This is a genomic window from Brachyspira sp. G79 (genome assembly GCF_002379365.1).
Classification (GTDB): domain Bacteria; phylum Spirochaetota; class Brachyspiria; order Brachyspirales; family Brachyspiraceae; genus Brachyspira.
Genome location: NZ_JQIU01000008.1, coordinates 1,301,787 through 1,307,774, shown reverse-complemented (window position 1 = coordinate 1,307,774; position 5,988 = coordinate 1,301,787). Strand labels below are relative to the sequence as shown.

The 5,988-nt window shown below is 25.8% G+C and carries 8 protein-coding genes and 1 pseudogene; 2 read left to right on the top strand and 7 right to left on the bottom strand.

The features are described 5' to 3' along the window. Nucleotides 1-284 (top strand): hypothetical protein (locus tag KQ44_RS07135; protein WP_205676555.1); only part of this gene is annotated, 284 nt, incomplete at its 5' end. A 30-nt stretch (nucleotides 285-314) separates the two neighbouring features. Here KQ44_RS07135 and KQ44_RS07130 read toward each other — a convergent pair. Then, nucleotides 315-572 carry a hypothetical protein gene (locus KQ44_RS07130; RefSeq protein WP_143277851.1) on the bottom strand — a complete coding sequence of 86 codons (258 nt, stop codon included), beginning with the start codon at nucleotides 570-572 and terminating at the stop codon, nucleotides 315-317. Nucleotides 573-710: 138 nt separating this feature from the next. Between KQ44_RS07130 and KQ44_RS07125 the strand changes: the two genes are divergently transcribed. Further along, nucleotides 711-1,640, top strand: coding sequence for a hypothetical protein (locus KQ44_RS07125; RefSeq protein ID WP_096736833.1), 930 nt, complete (start codon nucleotides 711-713; stop codon nucleotides 1,638-1,640). A gap of 86 nt (nucleotides 1,641-1,726) precedes the next feature. Here KQ44_RS07125 and KQ44_RS07120 read toward each other — a convergent pair whose 3' ends face one another. From KQ44_RS07120 to KQ44_RS07095, 6 genes and pseudogenes are all read right to left on the bottom strand, one after another. Then, a complete protein-coding gene (locus tag KQ44_RS07120; RefSeq protein ID WP_013114946.1) occupies nucleotides 1,727-1,936 on the bottom strand; it encodes a hypothetical protein in 210 nt (69 codons plus the stop codon). A 20-nt stretch (nucleotides 1,937-1,956) separates the two neighbouring features. After that, nucleotides 1,957-2,403 (bottom strand): CAP domain-containing protein, encoded by a 447-nt coding sequence (locus KQ44_RS07115; protein ID WP_096736832.1) that lies wholly within the window; start codon nucleotides 2,401-2,403, stop codon nucleotides 1,957-1,959. 86 nt (nucleotides 2,404-2,489) lie between these two features. Continuing rightward, nucleotides 2,490-3,437 carry an ADP-glyceromanno-heptose 6-epimerase gene (gene rfaD, locus KQ44_RS07110; RefSeq protein ID WP_096736831.1) on the bottom strand — a complete coding sequence of 316 codons (948 nt, stop codon included), beginning with the start codon at nucleotides 3,435-3,437 and terminating at the stop codon, nucleotides 2,490-2,492. Between the two features lie 24 nt (nucleotides 3,438-3,461). Then, nucleotides 3,462-3,920 carry a D-glycero-beta-D-manno-heptose 1-phosphate adenylyltransferase gene (rfaE2, locus tag KQ44_RS07105; protein WP_096736830.1) on the bottom strand — a complete coding sequence of 153 codons (459 nt, stop codon included), beginning with the start codon at nucleotides 3,918-3,920 and terminating at the stop codon, nucleotides 3,462-3,464. Between the two features lie 86 nt (nucleotides 3,921-4,006). Next, nucleotides 4,007-4,996: a LacI family DNA-binding transcriptional regulator gene (locus KQ44_RS07100; protein WP_096736829.1), complete on the bottom strand. Its 990-nt coding sequence runs from the start codon at nucleotides 4,994-4,996 to the stop codon at nucleotides 4,007-4,009. A 323-nt stretch (nucleotides 4,997-5,319) separates the two neighbouring features. After that, nucleotides 5,320-5,988: pseudogene (locus KQ44_RS07095) on the bottom strand (hypothetical protein); the annotation flags it as partial.

Genomic DNA, 5,988 nt, shown 5'->3' with positions numbered 1-5,988 from the left:
TTAATTTTTCCAATTTAGAATTAAAAGATTTGACTGTACTTCCTTGTGCATATTTTGATCCTATTTGGAATATGAAAGATAAAACAAAATATGATTATCCAATATTATCTTTTGAAGATTTTTTTAAAAATTATTCTGGAAATATAAAATCTTATAAAGATTTTTTTACTGGAAGCTATGCATATCATTGGCATAATCAATGGAATGTAAAACCAGAACCAAATTCATTATTTAATAACTTTAATGAAGAATTTAACAATATATTAAAAAATAATAAATTATAATGAATTAGCAATAATAAAAGGATTGAGTTATTAAAAATTAAGTCTTTTATTTTTTATACTACATTTATTTATACACATATTACTAAATAAAAATCTATGAGTTAGTTTATTGTATTCTATTATAATATTTAAAACTTTCATAAGAAATATTGACATAACAAAATATAAATATATAATATCTCTATGTATAATTTTATCAATAATATAATTATCTCCAAGCTCCAAGCTCCAAGCTCCAAGCTCCAAGCTCCAAGCTCCAAGCTCCAAGCTCCAAGCTCCAAGCTCCAAGCTCCACTATAAATTTATAGTTTTTAATAATAATGTATCAATTAAAAATAAATACTTAATTAATAATATCTTATCTTTTGTCATTGCAAAAATTTTAATTAATAAAAATTTAATAAATATATTTTTAAGGAGAAAAATATGAAAAAACTTTTATTTACATTGATAATGCTATTATCTATATTAGGCATTGGCTGTGAAAAGAAACCTACAGCCCCAAATACTACTAATAACAATACAGGGCATTCTCAATCCTTTACAGGTAATTTCGCATTCGGAACATTTGGTAATGCTTCTGCTTTATCTATCAATGAAGATGGAAGTATTTATATGAATATGGATAATGTTTTATTAACTATAAAAAAAGAAATGGTTACAAAAATATCCGATTCACAGTACCAAATAAAAGGACAAATGCCTACTATAAAATATGATACTTCATCAGCAGCTGCAAAATCAGTAATGTATGCTCAAAGTGCTTCTGATATTAACACTGTAGATGTATCACTTAATTTAAGCGACGGAAGTTTATCATTATCTGGTAAAATTAATGATAATAGTGTAAGCGGAAGTTTGAAAGAAGTAAGCGGATATATGCCAAGCGATTATGCAGGTATATATTACTTGGAGGGTACTCCGAATACTGAAATTGAAATAAAGTCTGATGGTCATGTAAGTCTAAAAAGAATACAAAATGGTAATACTAGTTTAGAACAAAATTATACTGACAAATTGATAAAATTATCTGAAAATGAATATCTATTAAATGAAGGTTCTTTAGAAAATAATTCATTGTCTTCAGGTCAAATGACTACTAGCGATGCAGAAAGTATTTTAGTGGCAGAAACTTTGAAATATTATAATATATATACAAAATCTACTTTAAGATTTGAAAATAATGCCATTACAATGGAAACCAAAAGGCTAAATGTAGATTACAAAGATTATAATACTATTAATAATTATATTCAAGAAATAATTAAAGATATATCATATACAAACCAAATTGACTATTCATTAATTACAGTAAAATTTGAAAATCCAGAGTCTTTAAAATTTATAAAAAAATAATAATTATGATAAAGTAAAAATAATAAAAGGCTTGAGTTCAATTAAAAACTTAAGCCTTTTTTATTTTCACAACAAAATATTAATAATCAATCAAAAAGATTCTCTATTTTTTCTCCTGCTTCATCTAATGCCTTTTCAGCTTTCTCACCTGCTTTTTCCATATTTTCTTCGGCTTTATCCATTGACTTTTCTATTTTGTCAGTTACTTTATCAATTTTATTTTCCACCTTGTCATCTTCGCATGATATAAAGATTATTGAGATTATCATACAAAAAATAAAAATAATTTTTTTCATAAGTTTTACTCCTAAAATATTTATTCTGCTAATGAACAGTAAAGTATAGCCCAATATGTGTTTTTAGCATTTTTGTATATTCCAATGCCTATATGAGTATAATCCATATCTAATATAGAAGATGAATCGCTTGGGTCTTTAATCATAGCTTTGAATATGCCGCTTGCTGTTTCATAGCCTGTTCTTATAGATTCGCCGTAATATGCAACTCTTATACCGTTTTCTGCATATATGGTATGCATTTCGCTTCCGTCTGGTCTTTTTGATTCAAAAACTTTTGATATTTCTTCGGCTCTTACTGCTGCTGCATTTTGAAGTTCTTCATTTGTTTGGTACTCATAAAGTCCAGCTTTTTTTCTCTCGGCATTTATTAATTCAAATAATTTGGCTGCCTCTTCAGGGTCTTGCGAAAACAAAGGTAATGCTGATATCATCATACATACTAAAATAAATATAGCTTTTTTCATAATACAAATCCTAATATAAACTTTATATAATATATAAAAGCATCGCATTTTATAATAGTAAAAGTATTTTTATGCTTTTTTATTATTTACATTAAATATCCGCCGCTTTTTTCCAAAACTTCAGCATATTTTTTTACGCCTGTATTAACATTCATAAAATCTTTATTATATCCAGTTGCTCTCAATTTTTTCAAATCTGCTTGAGTGTATTTCTGGTATTTGCCTTTTAAAGCATCTGGAAATCCTATATATTCTATTTCAGAAGATTTATAAATTTCTCTTAAAGCCTTTGCTATTTCTACAAAACTTTCAGCATTTCCAGTACCGCAGTTAAATATACCAGATTTATTTTCATTTTCAAAGAAGAAATTATTAACTGATACTACATCATCAATATGTATAAAATCTCTTAAAAAGTTTTCACTTCCTTCAAATATTTTCATTTTTTCTCCTGCCTTTATTTGATTAAACAAATGAAAAGCAACAGATGCCATTCTTCCTTTATGATTTTCCTGCGGACCGTAAACATTAAAATATCTAAGCCCTACTACTTGACTTTGAACTTTATTTTCTTTGAATAATTTATTTAAATATCTGTCAAACTGATATTTGGAAAAAGCATAAACATTTAAAGGATATTCATTTTTTTCGTTTTCTTCAAAGCCGTTATCTCCGTTTCCATATACTGAAGCACTTGAAGCATAAAAAAGTCTTATTTTCTTATCTAAACATACATGTAAAATATTTTTAGTATATTCATAATTATTTTTCATCATATATTTACCGTCTGTCTCCATAGTATCAGAACAAGCACCTTGATGAAATATTGCTTCTATTTTATTTCCATTTACAAAAGAGGCTGCATCAAAATCCTCTTTATCCATATAATCTTTAAACTTAATTCTATTTAAATTTTTGTGTTTTGAGGCATTTTTAAGATTATCTACTATTAATATATCATCAATGCCCAAATTGTTTAATCCTCTTACAATATTAGAGCCTATAAATCCAGCTCCTCCTGTTACTATAATCATACTAATAACTCCTATAATTTTATTTTAACTGTTAATTTTTTTTATAATATTGGTAGTAGAATATCCGTCCACAAAATCTATGAGCACAGTTTCCTTAGCAAACTCTCTGCCTACAACATCTTCTATTTTATAATCTCCGCCTTTTACTAATATATCGGGCTTTACTATTTTTATGAGTTCAAGAGGCGTATCTTCATCAAATATCGATATATAATTAATGCACTCCAAAGCTGATAAAATAATAGCTCTGTCTGTTTCATTGTTGATTGGTCTGTCATTACCTTTTAAGCGTTTGACAGAATTATCGCTGTTAAGTCCTAGTACAAGTAAATCTCCAAGTTCTCTTGCCTTTTGTAAATATTGAACATGTCCGCGATGAAGTATATCAAAACATCCGTTTGTAAATACTATTTTTTTATTTTCTTTCCTATATTCTGACAGTACGTTATTTAACATACTTCTTTCTATAAGTTTGTTATTCATATTTGTTTCCAAGTATAGAGTTTATTTAATTATAGCATAGAACATATTAATAACAACAATATAATATTAAGGTTATATATTAAAAATTATTTTTTTTCGCTTCCTCTTAAATTAAACTGTGCAGAATAGTTATATATCTGTTTTGGAGTATTAAGGCTTTTTTGTTCAAGCAGTACAGTTGTAGCATTAACTCCTATATCAAAAGCAGGGAATACAACTTCTGATATATTATCATTTTCATAGTATAATGACTGATAAAGATTTACTAATTTATCGAAAGTAATTATTGATACATCATTTGGTATTGATAATTTTAATTCTCTTAGAGCTTTTAATATCCCTATTGCTAATATTTGATTGGCTGCCAAGATAGAATCAAATTCAACTTTTTCTTTTACTAAAGTTTTTATCATATCATATCCGCTGTAGCTGTTATTAAAATCTCCATAATAAACTCTATTAATACCATTATCCAAGTTATGATTTTTTATGCTTTCCAAAAATCCATCTTTTCTTTCTTGGGCATTGCTTAGATTCAAACTTCCTGTTATTATGATGGGATTTCTAGCTCCGCCTTCTATCAATAAATCCGTAGCTTTTTTTGCAGCACTGAAGTTATTAGACAAATTTTTTATATATATATCTTCAAATTCCAAATTTCTATCAACCAATGATATGATATTAGTATTTTTATTATAAGGCAGTTTATCCCTTTTATCTGAAGCTGGAACCCATATTACACCTATACCTTTATCTTCTTCTATTCGAGAGAAAATTTTTATTTCTTCTTCTATAGATTCATTAGTTAAATATATTTCAAAAGGTATATTATTTTTTTGAACAACTGAAACTATTCCGTTAAACAAATCCAAATAAAAAGTATTGCTTAAATCTGGTATAACTAATATTACTCTTTTTACACATTTTATACCAAAGCATTTATCCATGCCGTTATTTTTTAATATATTGTTAACTTTATTTCTTGTAGATTCTTTTACAGAATTTGGGTCTTTTAGCATTCTAGAGATAGTAGCAGGCGAAATTCCGCTTATCCTAGATAGTTCTCTTATTTTCAATTTTATATTTCCTCAAAATTATTTACAAATGTAGTATTTGATAATAAATACCAAAAATATATTATAATATTAGATAAAAAAAATCAATCTATATTATTAGATAAAAAATTAATCACTACTAAAAATATTACACTTATTTTTAAAACTATATCAATAAATATTTATACTGTTTCATTTTTTATTATTTTATGATACCTATTTTCAATACAGTTTTGCATCTCTTACTTCAGTATTCCCATACGCCTCATAAAACGCCCCCCTAACGCGACCGAAGGAAGTACCTTTAGGTATGCGGCTGATTATCAAACATTGAACAATGAATATCAATCATGTACAAAATGTATCATAAAAAATATATAACAATTACAAAAGCATATTAATAAATATATAAATCCCTTATAAGTTTCTGGAATAGTATCTATAATTGAAACAATCTTTATAAATACTATAGAAAAAAATAACAAAATATGAAAATATGATTTGTTTTTCATTCTTTTTAATAACTTATACATTTTTTGATTATTTTCTTTTTCTTTGTATTGATTGTTGTAATCATTATCCATAATATATAGAACTAATTTATTTAATTGTTTTTTTATTTTCTCCTTAAATTCTCTATCATCATTGTAAGAATCATATATTCCATAATTCCCATACTCATTTTTAAATTTTTCAATCTCTTGTAAATTCTCAGAAACTTCATATATTTTATTTCTATCAATTGGTTTATTAGAAAAATATACAAAAACTTTTTTACTTGATTTTTTTATTATCTCATTAATTTCTTCTATAGTACCAGACCTAAATTTACCTGTATCGCTACCTATTTTTTCTCCAAATATAGCTATTATAAAATCAGCACTTCTTACTATTTGATTATTTATTATTTCTTGAGGTCTATCTCCATATTCAGGTGAAACATCATCTTTCCAATATAGGGTTGATAATATTATATTTGAATTTTTCAAAAAAGAACTATTAATAAGTTCAAT

Bases quoted from the DNA above. Each gene is read 5' to 3' on its own strand.
- KQ44_RS07125 (WP_096736833.1), top strand. From the start codon at position 711: ATGAAAAAACTTTTATTTACATTGATAATGCTATTATCTATATTAGGC.
- rfaD (WP_096736831.1), bottom strand. From the start codon at position 3,437: ATGATTATAGTAACAGGAGGAGCTGGATTTATAGGCTCTAATATTGTA.
- KQ44_RS07115 (WP_096736832.1), bottom strand. From the start codon at position 2,403: ATGAAAAAAGCTATATTTATTTTAGTATGTATGATGATATCAGCATTA.
- KQ44_RS07120 (WP_013114946.1), bottom strand. From the start codon at position 1,936: ATGAAAAAAATTATTTTTATTTTTTGTATGATAATCTCAATAATCTTT.
- rfaE2 (WP_096736830.1), bottom strand. From the start codon at position 3,920: ATGAATAACAAACTTATAGAAAGAAGTATGTTAAATAACGTACTGTCA.